Source organism: Pseudorhodobacter ferrugineus DSM 5888 (genome assembly GCF_000420745.1).
GTDB lineage: Bacteria > Pseudomonadota > Alphaproteobacteria > Rhodobacterales > Rhodobacteraceae > Pseudorhodobacter > Pseudorhodobacter ferrugineus.
Window position 1 is genome coordinate 98,912 of sequence record NZ_ATVN01000003.1, and the last position, 18,322, is coordinate 117,233.

An 18,322-nucleotide genomic window follows, 5' to 3' on the forward strand; every position below is an offset into this window, starting at 1 on the left:
CCAGATCGGGGGTGCAGCATGATCAAGCATCGTGGGTTCCCCGGACGTCTGCCATCCACTGATTATCAATTTGTGATCCGCCGCGCCAACAAGGCCGGTGCGACCAAGATCATCAAGCGCGAGCGGTATCGCGACCGTGCGAATGTGGACCGCGCCGCCGATGAAGGGTTCATGAAAGCGCTATGGACGCAGTTCGGCGAAGAGCCGTTCGAACGCGGCAATCTGGATGCGGGGCGGATATCGTGGCTGTTTGGCCGCGAAGTCGTTGCCGCCCAAGATCCATTTGACCCCGAAGACTATGAAGCGTTGTTGAAAATCAACGTGAAAGTCGCTGAAATTTCGTTCCCCAAGGTCTTTGCACCGGACGCCCCACCGCTTGAGGTGGACGACTGGGCCGATTGGGATGATGAGGACGAATAGGCATGAACCCGCGCATCCTTAGCAGAGAGCGGCGAGGTCTCGCCTGCGCCTTTGGGCCGGTTTCAATGCCGGTCTGGCAAAGGGTGCGCACTATATTTTTATGGTTTACCAAAGGGTTGAATGGGGCCTGTTTCGCAGGGAACAGGGCGGGTAAGGCCGTCTTGACGGGCCGCGCGGTTTGGGCAAAAATTGACGTGATGATCGCGGATTTCCCCTTTTATTCTTGGGCAAAGCCGTTAGAATCGGACGGAATAAAAACCCAAAATAGAGGCTTTGCAGTATGCGTAAATCAATTCTTCTTCTTGCCACAGTGGCCGCTTTCGGTCTTGCTGGCTGCGTTTCCAACAACCCGAATTCGCCAACCAATAACGCCGCTGTGCGCACAATTGGCGGGGCCGCAGCAGGGGCCGTTATTGCCGACGCAACGGGCGGCAGCAAAACCAAAGGCGCGCTGGTTGGTGCCCTTATCGGTGGCGTTTCGTGCGGCCTGCCGGGCTTGCCCCAGTGCTACTAATTCCGGGCTGACGGCTGCGCGCAAGCGCGGCGTCACCATCGTTTCAAGGCCATTCGGGGTAGTCCCCCGAGTGGCCTTTTTGCATTTCCGCGCCGACGGCGCGTTTCCAAAAGGGGGCTGCCATGTTTAATAAGATCCTTATCGCCAACCGTGGTGAAATTGCCTGTCGGGTTATCAAATCGGCCCGCGCGATGGGCATCAAAACCGTGGCGGTTTATTCGGATGCAGATCGCAATGCCTTGCATGTGCGCATGGCGGATGAGGCGGTGCATATTGGTCCGGCACCCGCCAACCAATCCTATATCGTGATTGACAAGATCATGGACGCCATTCGCCAAACGGGGGCCGAAGCGGTGCATCCGGGCTATGGATTTTTGTCCGAGAATATGAACTTTGCTGCCGCGCTGGAGGCTGAAGGCGTGGTGTTCATCGGGCCGCCTTCCTCCGCGATTGAGCAGATGGGCGACAAGATTACATCCAAAAAGCTGGCGATGGAGGCGGGGGTTTCCACCGTGCCCGGCTATATGGGGATTATTGAGGATGCCGATGAGGCCGTAAAAATCTCGGGTGAAATTGGCTATCCGGTGATGATTAAGGCCAGCGCGGGCGGTGGCGGCAAGGGCATGCGGATCGCGTGGAGCGAGTCAGAGGTAAAGGAAGGGTTTGAGTCGTCCAAGAACGAGGCGGCGAATTCCTTTGGCGATGACCGGATTTTCATTGAGAAATTTGTGACCCAACCGCGCCATATTGAAATTCAGGTGCTGGCCGACAAGCATGGCAATTGCGTTTATTTGCACGAACGCGAGTGTTCGATCCAGCGGCGGAACCAAAAGGTGATTGAGGAAGCGCCAAGCCCGTTCTTGGATGAGGCGACCCGCAAGGCGATGGGCGAGCAGGCCTGTGCTTTGGCGCAAGCCGTGGGCTATACCAGTGCTGGGACGGTGGAGTTTATCGTCGACGGTGCGCGCAATTTCTATTTCCTGGAAATGAACACGCGTTTGCAGGTGGAACACCCTGTGACCGAGCTGATTACCGGCGTTGATTTGGTCGAACAGATGATCCGCGTGGCGCATGGTGAGGCGCTGCCGTTCAAGCAAAGCGATTTGAAAATCAACGGCTGGGCGATGGAAAGCCGGCTTTATGCCGAAGACCCGTATCGCGGGTTCTTGCCTTCCATTGGCCGCCTGACCCGTTACCGCCCGCCGGTTGAGGGAACCACGGCGGCAGGGGGCATTGTGCGCAACGATACCGGCGTGTTTGAAGGCGGCGAGATCAGCATGTTTTATGACCCGATGATCGCCAAGCTGTGCACTTGGGGGCCAACGCGGGAGCAGGCGATTGAAGAAATGCGGCTGGCGCTGGACACGTTCGAGGTGGAAGGGATCGGGCATAACCTGCCGTTCTGTTCGGCCGTGATGGACCATCCGCGTTTTGTGTCGGGCGATATTACGACGGCGTTTATTGCCGAGGAATATCCAGACGGGTTTGCCGGCGTGACGCTGGACGAGGCGCTGTCGCGCCGTGTTGTGGCGGCGGCGGCGGCAATGAACCGCGTGGCCGAAATTCGACGCACGCGTATTTCGGGCACGATGGACAACCACGAGCGCAAAGTCGGGACAGATTGGAACGTGGCCCTGCAAGGCGGGTCACATAACGTGACGATTGCAGCCGATAAGGGCGGGTCCACTGTGCGCTTTGCCGATGGGGCAGAGATGCGGGTGGAAAGCGACTGGACGCCGGGGCAACCGCTTGCGCGCCTTACGGTCGATGGTGCACCCTTGGTGATGAAGGTCGGCAAGGTGCCGTCGGGCTTCCGGCTACGGCTGCGTGGGGCGGATTTTACCTGCCATGTGCGCACCCCGCGTCAGGCCGAACTGGCGGGTTTGATGCTGGAAAAGGTGGCACCCGACACGTCGAAATACCTGCTTTGCCCGATGCCCGGTTTGATTGTAAAAATCAACGTGGGCGTTGGCGATGAGGTGCAAGAAGGCCAAGCGCTTGCCACGGTCGAGGCGATGAAGATGGAAAACATCCTGCGCGCCGAGAAAAAAGGCGTCATCAAGCTGATCAAAGCCACTGCGGGCGAAAGTCTGAAGGTGGACGAAGTGATTATGGAGTTTGAATGAGGTGACAGGGCTGTTCGAAGATCACTCACATATTAAACATGGGCAAATGTTCACATTTTGTTCTATAGTAAGATCTTCGCAATCAACTGAGTCGTGGGCTTATGTCGCGCAAGGTGTCTACTCTGTTCTTCGATATGAACAGCTTTTACGCATCGGTGGCCCAAGCCGTCGAACCCGCTTTGATGGACAGGCCCGTCGGCGTATTGACCACGGATGCGCCGAACGCGGCCTGTATCGCAGCCAGTATCGAGGCCAAGCGCTGCGGTGTGAAGATGGGAACACGGCAGGACGAGGCGCGCCAACTTTGCCCCGGGATCGTGTTTCGTCCGGTAAAGCACGATGTTTGCGTGACGTTTCATCATGCAATTTTGCGGGCGGTCGACACCGTGCTACCGGTGGATCGGGTGTGGTCTATCGACGAGTGTTCCTGCCGTTTGACCGGATCGCAACAAGACCTGACAACGGCGTTAGAGATTGGCCGCAATTTGCAACGCGCGATTTTGCGGCTGGTTCATCCCGCCTTGCGCAGTTCGGTCGGGGTGGCGCCGACCCGTTTGCTGGCGAAACTGGCGGCGGGATTGGAAAAGCCGGGGGGGCTGCATTGGCTGCTGCCCGAGATTTTACCAGATCGGATCGCCCATCTGGCGATGGACGACTTGCCCGGTGTTTCCGGGCGGATGCGCGCGCGTCTAGAGGCGGCGGGCATTATGGATGTGGCCACGCTGTATGCGCTGGACGCCAAACAGGCCCGTGCAATTTGGGGCAGTGTTACGGGCGAACGGTTTGTCCGCGAATTGCGCGGCGAGGATGTCGAGTGGCCACAGACCAAGCGCGGTATGATCGGGCATGGTCAGGTGTTGACGGCGAGGAACAAAACCGTGGAGGGCGCGCGGTTGGTGGGACGGCGGTTGTTGGTCAAGGCCGCGGCGCGGTTGCGGCGCGAGGGATTTTACGCGGGCAGCCTGCATGTCGGGGTGAAATGTGCCCGCGCGGGTCATTTGTCATATGGCGGAGAAATCGGTTTTACACAGGACACGATTTTTCTGTTGGAAACCTTCGACAGATATTGGGCAAGGTTTCCAAGATATTGGCCGCTGGCTGTCAACGTCAATCTGGGCGGATTACTGCCCGAGGCAGAGTATATGCCGGATATTTTTGCCGTGCCCGAGGCTATGGCGCGCAGTCGCAACTTGAATGCGGCTGTCGACCGTCTGAACCAGCGGTTCGGGCAAGATACAATCCGTTACGGTCAATTGCCGCCACATCATGTGCCATATACGGGGGCAAAAATTGCCTTTGGACGGATCCCCGATTTCGAGGATTTTCGAGAGTAGCGCGCGGCTACCGCCCTGCCGGAAACCGTTCCAACAACTCCTGTCGGGCCATTGGAAATTTGTCGATGGCGCGGGTAATTTCGCGTACATCCCACGGGCGGGGTTTGCGGATTTCAATCTCGCCATCCTTGTCCAACAGCACCAGAGAAAACCCACGGGGCCGCAGTTTTTGGCGGAAAAAGCTGGCGGCGGCGGGGTTGGTATCGACGATCACCACCACATCGCGGTCGGCCAGCGCCTGCGGCTGTTCGGCCAGATATTCCAGCTGTGTGGTGACGGACGGGTCATTGGGGCTGTCGGCAAACACCACAATGGGGCGTTTGAGCCACAGAAATTCGGCCATCGTGACACCCGGCGCGTCAATCACGACCAGTGGCGCGTTGTCCTGTGCGGCGGCGCTAAACGGCAGAAATACTGCCAGAACAAGAATTTGAAGTCGTTTCATGCGGTCTCCTTACCCTTGATATAGGGTGTCTTGGCCGTAAACCAAAGCAAGATCGTCAAAGGATGTGTCCTTTGGCCAAAGTGAAGGAAAAACTCATGACGGATGCGACAAAAACCTGGAGCGAGTTGGCGCAAAAAGAGCTGAAAGGCCGCGATCCGGCGAGCCTTGAATGGGAGACGCTGGAAGGGATCCGCGTGAAGCCTTTGTACACCGAGGCCGATGTGGCGGACCTGCCGCATATGGGCGGGGTGCCGGGTGTGGGGCCGTTTACGCGCGGGGTGCGGGCAACGATGTATGCGGGGCGCCCGTGGACCATCCGGCAATATGCGGGGTTTTCGACCGCCGAGGCATCGAACGCGTTTTATCGCAAGGCGCTGGCGGCGGGGCAGCAGGGCGTGTCGGTGGCGTTCGATTTGGCCACCCATCGTGGGTACGATTCAGACCATCCGCGGGTGGAAGGTGACGTCGGCAAGGCTGGTGTGGCGATAGATTCTGTCGAGGACATGAAGCTGCTGTTTAACGGTATCCCGCTGGAAAAGATCAGTGTTTCCATGACAATGAACGGTGCTGTGATCCCGATTTTGGCGAATTTCATCGTGACCGGCGAGGAACAAGGCGTCAGCCGCGATTTGCTGTCGGGGACCATTCAGAACGACATTTTGAAAGAGTTCATGGTACGCAATACCTATGTGTATCCGCCCGAACCCTCGATGCGGATCATCGCGGATATTATCGAATATACATCCGCCGAGATGCCGAAATTCAACTCGATCTCAATCTCGGGTTATCACATGCAAGAGGCCGGCGCGAATTTGGTGCAGGAATTGGCCTATACGCTGGCGGACGGGCGCGAATATGTGCGTGCGGCGATTGAACGCGGCATGGATGTCGATGCCTTTGCGGGGCGATTGTCGTTTTTCTTTGCCATCGGGATGAATTTTTTCATGGAGGCGGCCAAGCTGCGCGCGGCGCGTTTGCTGTGGCACAAGATTATGACCGAGTTTGGGGCCAAGAAGCCGGGCAGCCTGATGCTGCGCACACATTGCCAAACTTCGGGTGTCAGTTTGCAAGAACAAGACCCCTATAACAACGTGGTTCGCACGGCCTATGAGGCGATGGCGGCGGCACTGGGTGGCACGCAAAGCTTGCATACCAATGCGCTGGATGAGGCGATTGCGCTGCCGACCGAATTTTCGGCGCGGATTGCCCGAAATACCCAGTTGATTTTGCAAGAAGAAACTGGCGTGACACGGGTCGTCGACCCGCTGGCTGGCAGCTATTATGTGGAAAGCCTGACCGCGCAATTGGCAGACGAGGCGTGGAAGCTGATTACCGAAGTCGAGGAAATGGGCGGCATGACCAAAGCTGTCGCCACCGGCATGCCTAAGTTGCGGATTGAGGAATCTGCAGCGCGCAGGCAGGCCATGATCGACCGTGGGCAAGAGGTGATTGTCGGGGTCAACAAATACAAGCTGGACAAACAAGACCCGATCGACATTCTGGATATCGACAACGTAGCGGTGCGGGAAAGCCAGATCGCGCGGCTTACAGCGATGCGCGCCACCCGTGATCAAGCCGCATGTGATGCGGCGCTGCATGAACTGACCCGCCGCGCGCGCGATGGGGGTAATTTGCTGGAAGCGGCGGTTGATGCCGCGCGCGCGCGGGCATCGGTAGGGGAAATCAGTATGGCAATGGAAGAAGTGTTTGGCCGCCACCGCGCCGAGGTGAAAACGCTGGCGGGCGTCTACGGCGCTGCATACGAAGGCGATGCAGGCTTTGCTGCGATCCAGAAGGATGTGGAGGATTTTGCCGAGGCCGAGGGCCGCCGCCCGCGTATGCTGGTGGTAAAAATGGGCCAAGACGGGCATGACCGTGGTGCCAAGGTCATCGCCACGGCCTTTGCCGATATCGGCTTTGACGTGGATGTGGGGCCGCTGTTCCAAACCCCAGAGGAAGCGGCGCAGGATGCGATTGACAATGATGTGCATGTCATCGGCATTTCATCCCAAGCGGCGGGCCATAAAACCCTTGCACCGAAACTGGTGCAGGCGCTGAAGGCGGCGGGGGCGGGGGATATTCTGGTGATTTGCGGTGGGGTCATTCCACAGCAAGACTACCAATTCCTCTATGATGCGGGTGTCAAAGCAATTTTCGGCCCCGGCACCAACATCCCCGAAGCCGCTAAGGACATCTTGCGCTTGATTCGCGCAGCGCGGGCCTAAACCAAAAAGCGCGGCCATATAATACCGGCCGCGCCCCTTCGCCCGCGTCCAGCTTTCTGTTCGGCAAAAATATCTTCAGGGGGTGAGGGGCGCAGCCCCGAGGGGGCGCGAGCGCCCCCTTTTGCTGCCAAACCAAAATGTTCCTAAAGCTCGATCTGCCCTTCGGGCTTTTGATCCAGCGGCGGGTTCGTATCGGGCGCTGGTAGGTCAGGCGGTGGCGGCGCGCCAATTTTACGGCGGATGATGATATCGCCGTTGTCCAACCGTTCGGGCGGGTCGTAATTTTGCACGTCGCCAACCAGCTCGGCGAGTTGCCGTGCCATCGGTTCCAGATCTTTCATCGCTTTGGCCATTTCGTCCAAGGCGGGTTCCATGTCTTGCATCAGCCCGTCAAACAGCAGGCGAAAGCCGCGTTCCATCAGGCTGAAACCTTCCTCGCGGTCGGTTTGCGCGTCTTGCGCAAGCAAGGGTGAGGGAGATGCCAGCGCAAGGGTCAGGCACAGCACGCAAGGGGTGAATATCTGTTTCATATGCCCAATATGGGGGGGAAGTCTGTTCATTACCAGCCCCGATCATGCGCCAAAATGCAGGTCCAACGTCACAGGAAAATGGTCCGATGCCGTCAGCAACGCCTCTCGCAATTCGGGTATGCGCCAACAATCGGGGTCATCCATCGGGTGCCAGATGCGCCAGACGGGGGCGGCGGGGGCCAGATTGGGCGACACCAGAATGAAATCCAGCAAGGCCTGAAAGTAGCGATTTTTGTCCGGGTCATAAAACCGCGCCGACGTGGGGGCGACGCCAAGTTTGCGGCCCAAGATCATTTCGGCATGCGGTTCCATAAGCTGGAGATCGACGGGACCATCGGCGCCGATCACAATTTCAATCCCCGATTTACCAAACAGTTTTTCGTATTCGTCCAAACCGGGACCATCGTTGAAATCGCCCAACACAATCAGCCCTTCACCTTGTGCCAGTTGCGCGTCCACCCGCGCGCGCAGCCACATGCACTGCGCAAGTTGCTTGCGGCGGTTTTCAATCGCGATGCGCGACACCTCGGCAGGGTTGCGCGCCCCGTGCGGGGATTTGGACTTGGCATGGACCCCGATCAACCGCACGTCTTGCCCCGTCAGGCGGTCGTGCAACGCCACCTCGAGCGGGGGTTTGGAAAAGCGGATGCGTTCGGGGCGGGCATCGACGTTCAGGTCATGGCGAAAAACCCCGTCAAAGCGTGGGACGCCTTGGGTGCCTGTCGCCTCGCCCAGTGGGGAATGGCTGGCGGCCAGGCGGTCAGGATCGTACATAAACGCAATCTCTTGTTCGGTTTCCGAGGTGAATCCGTGCAGCGCGCGGGTGGTGCGCAAGCCGAAATGGCGGGCAAAGGTTTCAAGTGCCGTAATGGTGCTGCGGTGGGATCCGGTATCGGGGGCCTCGATAATCATCACGCCGTCTGCGTCCATTGCGGTAAATACGATGCCAAGCGCCGCAAGCTGTTCGGCGCGGGTTATCCCATAGCGGGCAGAGCGACCATTATCCCCCATAAGCCGGCCCGCATCATCAAACAAGCCGTTGAACCATTCGACATTATAGGTCGCAAGACGCAGCTTTTTTGGGGGGGGATCAGGCGGCACGTTTGCCATTTATCTCGGCCCATGCAGCGTTGATGTCGATCATTCGGCGACTGGCCAGTTCGACCGCCTCGGGCGGGACACCTCGCGCGATCAGGCGGTCGGGGTGGCTATCGCGCACAGCTTGTTTCCAGGCGGTGCGGATGTCGTCCAGCGACGCACCGGGTTGGATGCCCAGCACATCATAAGGATCGCGCGGCGCGCCATCAACAAAACGTGCCCGCAAAGACCGGAAACACGGGTCACCAAGGCCAAAGATTTGTGCCACCTCGGCCAGAAACTGATCCTCGTTCGGGTGGTATTCGCCGTCGGCCATCGCGATGGTGAACAGCCCTTCCAGCAGGTCGATCAGGGTTTGGCGTCCTTCATCGGGGAACATGCCAGCGATTTTGCGGGCATAGGCATCAAACCCCGCAACATCCTGCCGCGCGAGGTTAAAGACGCGGGCGGCGTTGGCCTCTTCCTCGGGGGGGATGGTGAACAGCTGACGAAAGGCGGTGACTTCGTTGCGGGTGACTTGCCCGTCAGCCTTGGCCATTTTTGCGCCCAAGGCGATGACCGCGATGGTAAACCCGACGGACCGTTCGGGGCTTTCCATTTCCGACCCACGCAACCGGTCAAAAATCGCCGACAGGCCTTCGCCAGAGGCGAGGGCGGAAATTGCGTCATTGATGCGGGTCCAGATCGACATGGGGGCAGTTTACCTTGAAAATACGGCGCTGTCAGGTCAGGAATTTCTGCATCAGATGCAGATCCAACCATCGCCCGAATTTAAATCCGACCTCGCGCAAGGTGACGACATGGGTGTATCCCATCGCGGCGTGAAAGGCATGGCCTTGCGCATTTTCGGCTGTCACTCCGGCAAAAATGGAATGGGCACCGCCGGCGCGGGCGTGATCCTCGATCGCGGTTATCAGGGCACGGCCGATGCCGTGACCACGGGCGTCGGGGCCTAAAACGATGGTGTGTTCCATGCAGCGCGCATAGCCGATGCCGGCACGAAACTGGCCATAGCTGGCAAATCCATGCACGCGCCCCGCATCTTCGGCCACCAGAAAGGCATGGCCTGCGGCAGCTTTGTCTGCAATCATTTGCGCCAAATCTTCGGCGGTTTTTTCGACGGCGTTAAGGGTGACAATCGTATCGCGGATCACCGGATTCCAAATGGCGAGCAGGGCGGCGATATCGGCGTGGGTCGCAAAGCGGGTGGTCATTCCAGCACGCGCGGGCCATGCGGGGTGGTGAAGGTGGCACGCATCGCCTTTTGGTGGCCTTGGGTGATGCGGACGCGGCTGTCGGTGAGCGTAGCCTTTAGCGCCGCTGTCAGCGCGTCTGCGTCGGGCGTGGCGATTTCCAACAGGTCAAGCCGCACCCCCATATCGGGCAAGCGTTGCGCAGGATGGGCGGCCCCTAGCCACTGGATCAGCGCGGGGTGCGTGTCACCGCAGGGCAGACGGCCAGTGGCAGGAATGGCCATGCGCCAGCGTAGGTCGCCGCGTGCAAGGTCCACGGGCGCGCCGATGCCTTGGGGCATTGAGGCCAAACTTGCCTCCAGATCATCGCTGGCGACGATCCAGTTGGTCAGGCGGGGTTTGCCACTGAAATTGTCCAAATCGAACCACCGCGGATGGGGTGGTTTGGGCGCGGTTGGGTCAATCGTTATGACCTCAAGGTAGATATCCCCCAATCCCAACAATCTGTTATGGGTCGACATTAACGCGTGCACACCGCCCGGGGCCAATGCCACGCCAAGTGCGTTTTCAACCCATTCGGTGCCTTCTGCCAAGCTGGTGGCAGAAACGGCGAGGTGATCAAGCGTCAGCATGGGCGGGGCCTTCGATAACTTCGGGTGTGGCGCGCAGGGCGGCGGCGAGCGAGTTGAAACGGGCTTGCGTTACCTCGCCAAACAGGTCACGGCCCAACGGCGTTAGCGTCAGTTCCAGCACACGTTTGCGGGGCAACCAGCGCAGCGACCCCGCCGTTTCGGGGCCAATGGCCGAAAACATCGCGCCAAAACGCATGGCTTTGCCCAGCACCTCGGCTTGTTGGATTTGCTCTTCGGTCAACAGTCTGAACAATGGTTCAAGCCGCGAGCCGGTGCGACTGTTTTTATAGCGGTGCAGCAAGGCGAGGCCCAAAAACACGCGGCCCGGATGGTCAAGCCCGCCAAGATTGGCGCGGGTGGCGTTGTCAAAACATACCTCGGCGCGGTAATCGGGATGGGCGCGCCATGTGGTGTCGTGGAGCAGACAGGCGGCTTTGATTAGGCGGGTTTCGTCATCCGTTGCGGTTTTGAACAGTGGGAGCAGGAAGGTGTACAGCTTTTTGCCAAACCCCGGCAGGCGGGCCGAAGTGATTTCGGTTGCGCGGGCGGCTTCAATCAACGGATCGCGGGACCGTAGTTTTTCGTGCATTTGTTCATAGAGCAGCCCTTCACGGATACCGTAGGACGACACGTCGATTTCGCGGGGTTTGAAAATGCGGATCAATTCGCGCAACACTTCGCCCGCCAAGGGGACCAACGCCATGCGTTCGGCGCCTGTACCCGTGCGGGCGCGCAAGATGGCCGGATCATTGGCCGCGATCCAGTCGAGCGTATCGAGAACCGATTGCGGGGTCATGCGGTATTCGTGCAAAACTGTCAGCGGGTAATTGCGTCTTTCCATATCCAGCCGCGCGATGACTCGCCACGAGCCACCAACAAGGTAGATTTTGTCGCCATCCGGTTCCAGCTTGGCTTTCAGCTTTTTCAGCACGCGGTCGATCAGGGCTTTGCGTTTTTCCACGCCACCTTCGACCTGTTGCAAACGAAAGGGGCCTAGCGGTGAGGTGGCGCGTTTGCCAACTTTGCCACCTTCGATGCGCGCCAGTTCCATCGAGTTGCCGCCGATATCGCAGACGATGCCCCGCGCGCCGGGCCAGCCGAGCAGTACGCCTTGGGCCGACAATCGCGCCTCTTCTTCGCCGTCGACGATCCAGAGTTTCAGGCCGGTTTGTTCCAACACTTGGGCGGCAAATGCGGGGCCATCGGTGGCATCGCGCACGGCGGCTGTGGCCACGCAGATCAGTGGCGATATCCCCATCCCTTTGGCCAGAATGGAAAATCGCTTCAAGGCGATTAGCGCGCGTATTTTGCCTTCGGGGTTCAGCATGCCGGTTTCGGCCAGCCCTTTGCCCAAACCCGCCATCAGTTTTTCATTGTAAAAATAGGCGGGCGAGCGCGCGGCCCCGTCAAACACCACCATCCGAACCGAGTTGGAACCAACATCGACTACGCCCACACGGCTGAGGGCGCGAACCGACGGGTCATCAAACAATGAGCGACCAAAGGGGCCACCATCCTCGACCGGCGTTGCGTTGGGTTTCGGCTTTTTGGCTGGGGCCATCAGGGTTCTCTTTGGGTTGCTTGCGCGGGTTGTGCAGCGCGGCGTCGGAAAGGTCAACTTGTGGCTAGTTTGTGGTGTCGTCCCGACTGTGGGTCAATTTCGGCACATCCTTGGCACCTGCCGAGCCGCGGCCCGATAGCGAGGGGTTTTCCATGAAGAAACGGTGGCAATTGAACAGTTGCCCGTCCGATGCCGACAGGTTGCGTTTGTAATCGCCGCAGGGGCCCAACAGCCAGCTTTGCGCCTCATCCGCCATGTTGGCGGCCATGATCTGGCTGACGATTTGCGCCTTAACGGTGGGGTTATGCGCCTCGACCAGCGTTTCTACGCGGCGGGTCAGGTTGCGGCCCATCCAATCGGCGGAAGAAAAGAAAACCCGCGCCTTTTTGGACGGCAAGCCATGGCCATTGCCGAAACAGACGATACGCGAATGTTCCAAGAACCGCCCCACCACTGATTTGACGCGAATATTATCGGACAACCCTTTGATGCTGGGGCGCAGCGCGCAGATGCCGCGTACAACAAGGCTGATGTTCACGCCGGCGCTCGATGCCGCATAAAGCGCATCAATGATATCGGGATCGACCAAGGAATTGACCTTGGCCCAAATCTCGGCGGGTTTGCTTGCCTTTGCATGTTCCGTCTCGGCTGCAATCATTTCAAGGAGGCGGGGTTTAAGCCCCGATGGCGCGATGGCAAGGTTTTCCAAACCTTCGGGCTGTACATAGCCCGACAGGTAATTGAAGACTTTGGTTGCATCGCGGCCCAAGGGGCCATCGCAGGTAAAAAAGGACAGATCGGTGTAAATCCGTGCGGTGATGGGGTGGTAATTGCCCGTGCCGTAATGGGTATAAGTGACCAAATTGTCGGCTTCACGCCGCACCACGGTGCTGATTTTTGCGTGGGTTTTCAGGGTCATAAATCCGTAAACCACATGTGCACCTGCGCGTTCAAGGCGGCGCGACTGGCGAATATTGGCGGCCTCGTCAAAACGAGCTTTCAGTTCGACCAGGGCGGTGACCGATTTGCCCGCCTCGGCCGCTTCGCACAAAGCACTAACGATGGGGCTGTCATTGCTGGTGCGGTAGAGGGTTTGTTTGATTGCCAAGACATCGGGGTCGCGGGCGGCCTGTTCCAAAAAACGGATGACCATGTCAAAGGTTTCATAGGGGTGGTGCAGCAGCATGTCCTTTTGCCGGATCGCCGCGAACATATCGCCTTCATGGTCCTGCACCCGTTCGGGAATGCGGGGGGTGAATTTGGGCCATTGCAGGTCTTTGCGGCTGTCGAGTACCAATTCCTTTAGGTCGGCCACGCCCAAAAGGCCGCGCACCTCGACCATATCCTCATCCGTCACATGCAGTTCTTGCATGATCAGGGCGCGCAGTTCCGGCGGCGCACCGGCGCTGATTTTCAGGCGGATCACCTCGCCGCGACGGCGGCGTTTCAGGGCAGTTTCGAACTCGCGGACGAGATCTTCGGCCTCATCTTCGACTTCCAAATCGCTGTCGCGCAGCACGCGGAAAGTGCAGTGGCCGCGGTCGGTATAGCCGGGGAACAGCATGCCGAGATGGAGGAGCAGCAGATCTTCGAGCAGCAAAAACCGGTTTTCGCCGTCTTTGGCGGGCAAGGGCACAAAGCGGGTGATTTGCTGGGGGATCGGCAAAAGCGCGAGCAATGCGCGGTGATCGCTGGCGCGTTCCAGTTCCAGCGCAAGGCAAAAGCCGGTGTTGGGGATAAAGGGGAAAGGGTGTGCGGGGTCGATCGCAAGCGGCGAGAGAACCGGAAACACCTTGTTTATAAAGTGGTTTTCAAGATGTTTCAGGTCGCGCGTGGTCAGTTTGGAGCGGCTGACGATGGTGATGCCTTGCGCGTCCATTTCCTTTTTCAGCTTGTTGAACACGGCTTGCTGGGTTTGCAGCAAGCGCCGCGCGTTGTCATTAATCAGGGTTAGCTGTTCGCCTGCGCTGCGCCCGTCGACCGAAATAGACGCCTTGCCGCTGCGTTTCAGCGCGCGTAGGCCCGCCACGCGGACGGTATAAAATTCGTCCAGATTGGTGGCGGAAATGGACAGGAAACGCAGGCGTTCCAGCAAGGGGACGGTCGGATTTGACGCCTCTTCCAGCACACGCCAGTTAAACGCCAGCCAACTGAGCTCGCGGTTGAAAAAGCGGCGCGGGCCTTTGACCTCGGCGTCCGGCAGTTTTTGCGCAGCGGGGAAGGGGGAAGAGAGAAAATCTGCCTGTGTCATGGGGTCGGCTTATGCAAAAGGAATGTAAAGACCATGTGACAGCTTTGCGCGGGCGTCAGGGATTGTCCAGCACCGTTGCGGCCAAAGCGCGGGTAACGCCCGTGCCACGTGCCAAAGCGGCGGTATCAAGGGCTGCCACCAGCGCGCGGGCGGCGGCAAAGCTGCGGTCCATACGGGGCAGGACATAGGCGATCAGGGCGGGGGTGACGGTAATTTGGCGGTCGGCGAACAGCTTGACCAGCACCGCAGACAGCAGCGCATCATCTGGCGGATCAAGCCGCGTGACGGGGGCGGCCTGTACGCGGCTGGCCAGATCGGGCAGGGTAAAGCCCCAATCGCGCGGCGCGGTGGCGGCGGTCATCAGCAGGGCGGCCCCTGTTGCGGCGAGCATGTTGTGCAGATGAAACAGCGCGGTTTGGGCGATGGGGTCGCTGCCAAGGGTTTCGCAATCCTCGATCACCACCGCAGGTTGGGTTGCGAGTGTTGGGATATCGGCATGGTCTAAGGTGCTTGCGGCATGTACCTGCGCACCGGATGCGGCGGCCCAAACATGGGCAAGATGGGTTTTGCCCGCAGCGGGTGGACCTGTCAGCACCATCTTGCTACCCGGCCAGGTGCGCCACGCATCTAGTGCTGCCAAGGCCTGCGCATTGGTGGATGACACGAAAAAATCCTCTCGGCCCCGCGCCGTGCGGTGGGGCAGATCAAAGGCGAGTTGTTGGGTCACTTGCCATCGTCCTGCGACGGGGTTTTGCCAACACCTTGGTACAAAAGGCTTTCCTGATACTTCTCGATGGCCCAGCGAGTCAGCACACCGATGGACGCGGCCACGGGAACTGCAACCAGCATACCGACAAAACCAAAAGCAGACCCGAAAGCAGACAGCGCGAACAGCAGCCAAACGGGGTGCAGGCCAACGGAGTTGCCAACAAGGCGGGGCGTGATCACGTTGCCCTCAAGGAATTGCCCAAAGGCAAAGATGCCCGCGATGATGCCTATGGATGCCCAATCACCCCAGAACTGGAACAGCGCAAGGCCAATCGCCAGGGCCCCGCCAACCAGCGCGCCGACATATGGGATAAAGGTAATCGCGCCGGCAATAGCCCCCACCAGCAGGCCAAAATCCAGCCCTGCCAGCATCAAAGCCACCGAGTAGAAAACGCCCAAGGCGATGCAAACGCTGAGTTGTCCGCGCACGAACGCCGCCAGCACCTTATCAATCCGGCCTGCAAGGTCACGCACCACCGGCGCATGGTCACGCGGCAGCAGCGCATCAATCCGAGCAATCATATTGTCCCAATCCAGCAGCAAATAAAACGCGACAACAGGCACAACCACCAGAAATAGCAGCGCGTTCAACACACCCAAGGCACTGGTAAACAACGTCTTTGCCGCCTCGGTTCCCCACGCGCGCAAATTGTCGCCAATGGACAGGATGCTGCGGCGAATAACGCTGTTTTCATCCAACAGATCGGGGAAACGTTCAGTCAGAAAGGTTTGCAGTTTGCGGAAAATGGTCGGGGTCGCCTCGATCAACCCGCCCAGCTGTGACGCAAGGGACGGGATGACGGCCAGCACCAAAAGAACGCCAATCAACAGGACCGACAGCGAGATGATCGTGGTCGCCAGAACACGGCTAAGGCCAAGGCGTTCCAGCCTGTCGGCTATGGGATCTAGGAAATAGGCAATCGCGCCGCCCACCAGAAAGGGGGCAAGCACTTGGCCCAAGGCCCAAAGCGCCACAAGGAACACCGCCGCCGCGATGCCCCAATAGGTTAGCTGTTGTTTCACAGAAAGTGCCATGTCGCCCCCGTTGCGTTATCAGTGACACATTGCCTATTGGCCCCCGTAATTCAAGGCCTTGGCGGTTTTTGGCCCATGTTTATTGCGGCAATCCGCGCGCCGCCCCGTGTTGCGCCCTTGCTTGCTCCAACGGTTTTGCCTACACAAACGCGAAACCCATTTTGCCCAAAAAGGTGCTCCCATGCGGCTGACACGCTATTTCCTGCCCGTTTTGAAAGAAAACCCTGCCGAGGCGCAGATTGTCAGCCACCGCTATATGCTGCGTGCGGGCATGATCAAGCAACAGGCGGCTGGGATTTATTCATGGCTGCCGCTAGGTTTCAAAGTGCTGAAGCGCATTGAAGAGATCGTGCATGAAGAACAGGCGCGCGCGGGGCATATTCCGCTGCTGATGCCCACCTTGCAGCCTGCGGATTTGTGGCGTGAAAGCGGGCGCTATGATGATTACGGGCAAGAAATGCTGCGGATCAAGGACCGTCAGGGCCGTGATATGCTTTACGGTCCGACCAATGAGGAAATGATCACCGACATTTTCCGCGCCCATGTTGGCAGCTACAAAGACTTGCCGCTGACGCTGTACCACATCCAGTGGAAATTCCGCGATGAGATGCGGCCACGCTTTGGCGTGATGCGCGGGCGCGAGTTCCTGATGAAGGACGGCTACAACTTTGATCTGACCAAAGAGGATGCGCTGCACGCCTATAACCGCCATCTGGTCAGCTATCTGCGCACCTATGAACGCATGGGGCTGCAAGCCATTCCGATGCGCGCGGATTCTGGCCCGATTGGTGGCGATGATACGCATGAGTTTCTGGTTCTGGCCGAAACGGGCGAGTCCGAGGTGTTTTATGACAGCGCTGTGACCGACATCAGCCTTGGCGCGCGTGATATTGCCTATGACGACAAGGCGCAGTGCCAAGCGGTGATGGAAGAGTTTACCTCGCTTTACGCCCGCACGGACGAGACGCATGACGAAGCCGCCTTCAACGCTATCCCCGAAGAGCGCCGCAAATCGGCGCGGGGGATTGAGGTTGGGCAAATTTTTTACTTTGGCACCAAATATTCCGATGCGATGGGGGCCAATGTTGTCACCCCCGATGGCGGTAAGGTGCCTGTGCATATGGGCAGCCACGGGATTGGCGTGTCGCGCCTGCTGGGTGCTATTATCGAGGCAAGTCATGACGAAAAGGGCATCATCTGGCCCGAAGGTGTGACCCCGTTCCATTGTGGGATTGTGAACCTGAAGCAAGGCGACGCCGATGTGGATGGTGCCTGCGAAGGTATTTACAAGGCGCTAAAAAAGGCCGGCCTTGACCCGCTGTATGATGACCGCGACGACCGCGCGGGCGCCAAGTTTGCGACGATGGACCTGATCGGTTTGCCGTGGCGCATTACGGTTGGCCCGCGCGGATTGAAAAACGGCGTGGTCGAACTGACCAGCCGCCGCACGGGCGAAAGCGTAGAGATGACAGCCGAAGCGGCTGTGGCGCGGGTTGTGGCAATTTACGCCGGTCTCTGAGGCAGGCGCGATAGGGTTAGAAAAAGCGGCGTGGTTCCTGTAGCGGGGGCCGCGCCGTTTTCGACTTTGACAGGCCGCAGGAATTAGGCGACCCTGGCCGCCAAGACCGGCGCTGTAGACCGGCCAAGGCATGAGGCAGATGATGATTGGCAAAGCGCTGGCGCTTGCGGGCGGCATGGTGGGGGCTGTGGCCTGTTCGCAATACCCCGAGTTTTCGCAGCAATACATTCAACGGTTGGCGGGGCAGGTCGATGCGCTGTCAATAATCGTGGCCGATTTTGACCGCAGCGCAGGGGCAAGCGGACTGACCCGCGTCGCGGCGTTGGACCAATTGCAAGGCACGCCGTTTCTGGCTGCCCGCCATGTCGATATGAAAAACGCCTTTGCCCGTTTTGACCGGCTGTCGAACAACCTGACATTCCTGCGCCTTGCCACACCGCTGGAACGGATTGTCATGCGGCACCGTTTGGCCGATCCTGATACATTCAATGCGACTTGGGCCGATTTTCGCCCCGCACTGCCGTTAACGGTTGCGGGTGCTGTGGCAGGCGGCGCGGGGTTTATCGGCGGTTGGGGGGCGGTTGCCTTGATCCTGTCACTGCTGCTTTGGCCGTTCCGGTGGCGCAAGGCCGCGCACTGACACAGCCGTGGCTTGACCTTACCCCGCATTT

At 59.0% G+C, this 18,322-nt stretch carries 17 protein-coding genes; 7 read left to right on the plus strand and 10 right to left on the minus strand.

The window, feature by feature from the left end; genetic code table 11:
- The first annotated feature begins 18 nt into the window (after positions 1-18).
- The 4 genes from G560_RS0103745 to G560_RS0103765 all read left to right on the plus strand — a co-directional run bounded on the left by G560_RS0103745 (position 19) and on the right by G560_RS0103765 (position 4,394).
- The gene (locus G560_RS0103745) at positions 19-420 is read left to right on the plus strand and encodes a hypothetical protein (protein WP_028913694.1); all 402 of its coding nucleotides are present in this window, start codon (positions 19-21) and stop codon (positions 418-420) included.
- A gap of 280 nt (positions 421-700) precedes the next feature.
- Positions 701-934 carry a hypothetical protein gene (locus tag G560_RS0103750; protein WP_028913695.1) on the plus strand — a complete coding sequence of 78 codons (234 nt, stop codon included), beginning with the start codon at positions 701-703 and terminating at the stop codon, positions 932-934.
- A gap of 122 nt (positions 935-1,056) precedes the next feature.
- Complete coding sequence (locus tag G560_RS0103760) at positions 1,057-3,060, plus strand: acetyl-CoA carboxylase biotin carboxylase subunit (protein ID WP_022702973.1); 2,004 nt, start codon at positions 1,057-1,059, stop codon at positions 3,058-3,060.
- Between the two features lie 113 nt (positions 3,061-3,173).
- Positions 3,174-4,394 carry a Y-family DNA polymerase gene (locus G560_RS0103765; RefSeq protein WP_197082895.1) on the plus strand — a complete coding sequence of 407 codons (1,221 nt, stop codon included), beginning with the start codon at positions 3,174-3,176 and terminating at the stop codon, positions 4,392-4,394.
- Between the two features lie 7 nt (positions 4,395-4,401).
- Here the strand turns inward: G560_RS0103765 and G560_RS0103770 are convergent, their stop codons facing one another.
- Positions 4,402-4,839 (minus strand): DUF4174 domain-containing protein, encoded by a 438-nt coding sequence (locus G560_RS0103770; protein ID WP_022702975.1) that lies wholly within the window; start codon positions 4,837-4,839, stop codon positions 4,402-4,404.
- 95 nt (positions 4,840-4,934) lie between these two features.
- Between G560_RS0103770 and scpA the strand changes: the two genes are divergently transcribed.
- Positions 4,935-7,064, plus strand: a complete 2,130-nt coding sequence (gene scpA / locus G560_RS0103775) for a methylmalonyl-CoA mutase (protein ID WP_028913696.1) — start codon at positions 4,935-4,937, stop codon at positions 7,062-7,064.
- A 143-nt stretch (positions 7,065-7,207) separates the two neighbouring features.
- On the opposite strand, the gene G560_RS0103780 is transcribed toward scpA, so the two are convergent.
- The 9 genes from G560_RS0103780 to G560_RS0103820 form a co-directional block, all read right to left on the minus strand.
- A complete protein-coding gene (locus G560_RS0103780) occupies positions 7,208-7,594 on the minus strand; it encodes a hypothetical protein (RefSeq protein WP_022702977.1) in 387 nt (128 codons plus the stop codon).
- Between the two features lie 42 nt (positions 7,595-7,636).
- Positions 7,637-8,704: an endonuclease/exonuclease/phosphatase family protein gene (locus G560_RS0103785; protein WP_022702978.1), complete on the minus strand. Its 1,068-nt coding sequence runs from the start codon at positions 8,702-8,704 to the stop codon at positions 7,637-7,639.
- Positions 8,685-9,383: a molecular chaperone DjiA gene (locus G560_RS0103790; RefSeq protein WP_022702979.1), complete on the minus strand. Its 699-nt coding sequence runs from the start codon at positions 9,381-9,383 to the stop codon at positions 8,685-8,687. Before G560_RS0103790 ends, G560_RS0103785 begins: the two co-directional genes overlap by 20 nt.
- Positions 9,384-9,414: 31 nt before the next feature.
- Complete coding sequence (locus G560_RS0103795) at positions 9,415-9,906, minus strand: GNAT family N-acetyltransferase (RefSeq protein WP_022702980.1); 492 nt, start codon at positions 9,904-9,906, stop codon at positions 9,415-9,417.
- The gene (locus G560_RS0103800) at positions 9,903-10,517 is read right to left on the minus strand and encodes a VOC family protein (protein ID WP_022702981.1); all 615 of its coding nucleotides are present in this window, start codon (positions 10,515-10,517) and stop codon (positions 9,903-9,905) included. The genes G560_RS0103795 and G560_RS0103800 overlap by 4 nt, the downstream gene beginning before the upstream one ends.
- On the minus strand, positions 10,504-12,078 hold the full coding sequence (locus G560_RS18455) for a Ppx/GppA family phosphatase (RefSeq protein ID WP_022702982.1): 1,575 nt from the start codon (positions 12,076-12,078) through the stop codon (positions 10,504-10,506). The genes G560_RS0103800 and G560_RS18455 overlap by 14 nt, the downstream gene beginning before the upstream one ends.
- A gap of 64 nt (positions 12,079-12,142) precedes the next feature.
- The gene (locus G560_RS0103810) at positions 12,143-14,329 is read right to left on the minus strand and encodes an RNA degradosome polyphosphate kinase (protein ID WP_022702983.1); all 2,187 of its coding nucleotides are present in this window, start codon (positions 14,327-14,329) and stop codon (positions 12,143-12,145) included.
- A gap of 55 nt (positions 14,330-14,384) precedes the next feature.
- A complete protein-coding gene (locus G560_RS0103815) occupies positions 14,385-15,056 on the minus strand; it encodes a P-loop NTPase family protein (RefSeq protein ID WP_022702984.1) in 672 nt (223 codons plus the stop codon).
- Positions 15,053-16,132, minus strand: coding sequence for an AI-2E family transporter (locus G560_RS0103820; RefSeq protein ID WP_022702985.1), 1,080 nt, complete (start codon positions 16,130-16,132; stop codon positions 15,053-15,055). Before G560_RS0103820 ends, G560_RS0103815 begins: the two co-directional genes overlap by 4 nt.
- 181 nt (positions 16,133-16,313) lie before the next feature.
- On the opposite strand from G560_RS0103820, the gene proS reads away from it, so the two are divergent.
- Together proS and G560_RS0103830 are read left to right on the plus strand one after the other, a co-directional pair.
- Positions 16,314-17,651 (plus strand): proline--tRNA ligase, encoded by a 1,338-nt coding sequence (proS, locus tag G560_RS0103825; RefSeq protein WP_022702987.1) that lies wholly within the window; start codon positions 16,314-16,316, stop codon positions 17,649-17,651.
- A gap of 139 nt (positions 17,652-17,790) precedes the next feature.
- Complete coding sequence (locus G560_RS0103830) at positions 17,791-18,291, plus strand: DUF2937 family protein (protein ID WP_022702988.1); 501 nt, start codon at positions 17,791-17,793, stop codon at positions 18,289-18,291.
- Positions 18,292-18,322 lie beyond the last annotated feature (31 nt).

Coding starts and splice junctions, on each gene's coding strand:
- G560_RS0103745 (WP_028913694.1), top strand. CDS start 19: ATGATCAAGCATCGTGGGTTCCCCGGACGTCTGCCATCCACTGATTAT.
- G560_RS0103750 (WP_028913695.1), top strand. CDS start 701: ATGCGTAAATCAATTCTTCTTCTTGCCACAGTGGCCGCTTTCGGTCTT.
- G560_RS0103760 (WP_022702973.1), top strand. CDS start 1,057: ATGTTTAATAAGATCCTTATCGCCAACCGTGGTGAAATTGCCTGTCGG.
- G560_RS0103770 (WP_022702975.1), bottom strand. CDS start 4,839: ATGAAACGACTTCAAATTCTTGTTCTGGCAGTATTTCTGCCGTTTAGC.
- scpA (WP_028913696.1), top strand. CDS start 4,935: ATGACGGATGCGACAAAAACCTGGAGCGAGTTGGCGCAAAAAGAGCTG.
- G560_RS0103780 (WP_022702977.1), bottom strand. CDS start 7,594: ATGAAACAGATATTCACCCCTTGCGTGCTGTGCCTGACCCTTGCGCTG.
- G560_RS0103785 (WP_022702978.1), bottom strand. CDS start 8,704: ATGGCAAACGTGCCGCCTGATCCCCCCCCAAAAAAGCTGCGTCTTGCG.
- G560_RS0103790 (WP_022702979.1), bottom strand. CDS start 9,383: ATGTCGATCTGGACCCGCATCAATGACGCAATTTCCGCCCTCGCCTCT.
- G560_RS0103795 (WP_022702980.1), bottom strand. CDS start 9,906: ATGACCACCCGCTTTGCGACCCACGCCGATATCGCCGCCCTGCTCGCC.
- G560_RS0103800 (WP_022702981.1), bottom strand. CDS start 10,517: ATGCTGACGCTTGATCACCTCGCCGTTTCTGCCACCAGCTTGGCAGAA.
- G560_RS18455 (WP_022702982.1), bottom strand. CDS start 12,078: ATGGCCCCAGCCAAAAAGCCGAAACCCAACGCAACGCCGGTCGAGGAT.
- G560_RS0103810 (WP_022702983.1), bottom strand. CDS start 14,329: ATGACACAGGCAGATTTTCTCTCTTCCCCCTTCCCCGCTGCGCAAAAA.
- G560_RS0103820 (WP_022702985.1), bottom strand. CDS start 16,132: ATGGCACTTTCTGTGAAACAACAGCTAACCTATTGGGGCATCGCGGCG.
- proS (WP_022702987.1), top strand. CDS start 16,314: ATGCGGCTGACACGCTATTTCCTGCCCGTTTTGAAAGAAAACCCTGCC.
- G560_RS0103830 (WP_022702988.1), top strand. CDS start 17,791: ATGATGATTGGCAAAGCGCTGGCGCTTGCGGGCGGCATGGTGGGGGCT.